This window comes from Spiroplasma sp. hy2, assembly GCF_044714365.1.
Lineage (GTDB): Bacteria > Bacillota_I > Bacilli_A > Mycoplasmatales > Mycoplasmataceae > Spiroplasma > Spiroplasma phoeniceum.
Window position 1 is genome coordinate 1 of sequence record NZ_RXFZ02000161.1, and the last position, 2,229, is coordinate 2,229.

The following is a 2,229-nucleotide window of genomic DNA, read 5'->3' on the forward strand; positions in this document are numbered from 1 at the left end:
AWTCAAATTTGGGAACCTTTATAAAATTCTTCGCTTAACGCTTAGAATTTTTCCCAAGTATTTTGAAAAGCGCGGCAAAAGTTTTTTTAAACTTTAAGTAATTTTTCACAAACTTATGAAAATAACCGCGAGCCCAGATTAATAAATAATTAAATAATAATATAATTTAAACCGAATAATTTAACTTAGTCCCCTATTTAAAACCCTTATTTTATAAGGGTTTTTTGTTGCTTGTTTTGTTATCGTTGTCTGTGGCGCATCGAACGTTATTTTCGCGGGGGAATTTTGGTAATAAAATTAATATATTTATAATATATTAATTTTATTTATTATATAACTAGTTATATAAATATAACTAGTTATATATTTCTTAAAAAACATTTATTTTTATTATTATATTAGTGTATTATATAACTAGTTATATAAATATAACTAGTTATATAAAGGAGAAATATTATGGCAAAATTATCAGAATTATTAAAGAAAGAAGAACTAAATACAAATGAAAAAAATAATCTAGTTAATAAACTTGTTTCTGAAAAAGGAACAAAGGAATTTAAAAAACGAGATTATTCTGAAATATTACCAAATATGACTTGTCATAAAAAATTAGTTAAACTTTTTAGACAAGAGGCAAAAAATAAAAGATGATTGCCCACAACGCTTATGAACGAAATATTAGCAGATAGATATAATATAGATTTGGAGAAATTAGAAAATGAAGATGATTAGTTTTGCAGTAAAAAAAGGTGGGGTAGGCAAAACGACATTATGCAAAAATGTTGCCTATAAATTAGCTATTGATGGGGCAAAAGTCTTATTGATTGACCTTGATCCGCAGGCAACCTTATCAGTTCAATTTGCAAATAATGAAATTGATACAAATAAAAGTATTATGAAAATTTTTCAATCTTTTAAATTTTCAATAGAAAATATTATTCAATCAACGAAATATAAAAATATTGATATTATTTTAGGTAATGAAAATATTAATCAAGCTCAAGGCATCATAAACAATACTTTTAATGATAAAGAAAAATATAAAATTGGTAAGTGTCTATTGAATGATTATAAAAATGTATTTGATAGTTATGATTATGTGTTGATTGATTATCCTCCAACAATGCAAGAGTTAGCACTTAATTTTTTGATAATATCTGATTTAATTATTATGCCAATTAATAACGGTTTAGGTGCATTTAAAGGAATATTAGACTTAAATAATATTATTAATAAAGTTTGTAGGCAAGAAAATTTAAAAGTACCATTTTATAAAATTGTATTTAATAATGTTAAAGAAAATGAGAATACAATTGAAATTTATGAATTAATTAATAAAAACAACTTAACTAATTTTATATTTGATACAATTATTAAACATTCTGATACATTTATTAAGACTGAAAATAAATTAAGTAGTATTTGAGATAATAATGTTTATTGGCGTCAGAAACAAGCCTATGAAGAACTCATCAAGGAAATCAAATAACAATGAAATTAGATCAAAATATTTGTATTGTTCCACACTGTAAAGAAATTCAATTGCTTCTTGAAAGGGGGTGTGTTTTTTGTATAGAACATAGAAAAAGGTTTGATGAATATATTGATAATTTACCTTTTATCCCTGAATTACACGAATATTTAGAAAACAACAACGAAGCACATTTTCTATTTCTTCTTAAAAATTTAAGTGATTTTTTTGAAAAATTAGAAAAAGAATGACACAAAAATAACACATCTCCGATAAAAAAGAAAAAACCAAAGAAAAAATCAAACAAAAGAAAGCGAAAGTAGATAAGGTAAAGATGAAAAAAATAGAAAATAAAGACACAATCAATCATAATTTAATGATTGTCGATGTTGATTTACAACAGTGTCTGAATTGTAGTTTTACGATTCAAAAAATAAATGATGAGTGATTTACAATTAACACAGGCAATAACAACTGTGGTAAATAATACCTTTGTGTTATAATTTGATTACCAAGATATTTTTTATCTTTGGTATGTTATGTTACTCTAAATGTACCAAGTATCAAATATAAAATCTTCTCTTTTTAAAATAAAAAAACTAGATATAAAAATATATCTAGTGTATAATATTCATGTAATTAAATATTGTTAATAAAAATTTGGTGATAGTAATTTATCCTAAAATAAATTACTATCGTGGAAACACTAGTTAACACCTAGCGTTTCCACAGACAATTTTAACATATTTTACTGKKTT

At 23.5% G+C, this 2,229-nt stretch carries 4 protein-coding genes; all 4 read left to right on the forward strand.

Annotated elements, in window-relative coordinates; all coding sequences use genetic code 4:
* The first annotated feature begins 456 nt into the window (after positions 1–456).
* Genes EHV01_RS04825 through EHV01_RS04840 form a run of 4 tightly spaced genes read left to right on the forward strand, consistent with a single transcriptional unit; the run spans position 457 to position 1,958 of the window.
* Complete coding sequence (locus EHV01_RS04825) at positions 457–732, forward strand: hypothetical protein (RefSeq protein WP_422066462.1); 276 nt, start codon at positions 457–459, stop codon at positions 730–732.
* Positions 719–1,489, forward strand: coding sequence for a ParA family protein (locus EHV01_RS04830; protein ID WP_422066463.1), 771 nt, complete (start codon positions 719–721; stop codon positions 1,487–1,489). Before EHV01_RS04825 ends, EHV01_RS04830 begins: the two co-directional genes overlap by 14 nt.
* 2 nt (positions 1,490–1,491) lie before the next feature.
* Positions 1,492–1,794 carry a hypothetical protein gene (locus EHV01_RS04835; RefSeq protein WP_422066464.1) on the forward strand — a complete coding sequence of 101 codons (303 nt, stop codon included), beginning with the start codon at positions 1,492–1,494 and terminating at the stop codon, positions 1,792–1,794.
* 11 nt (positions 1,795–1,805) lie between these two features.
* A complete protein-coding gene (locus EHV01_RS04840; RefSeq protein ID WP_422066465.1) occupies positions 1,806–1,958 on the forward strand; it encodes a hypothetical protein in 153 nt (50 codons plus the stop codon).
* Positions 1,959–2,229 lie beyond the last annotated feature (271 nt).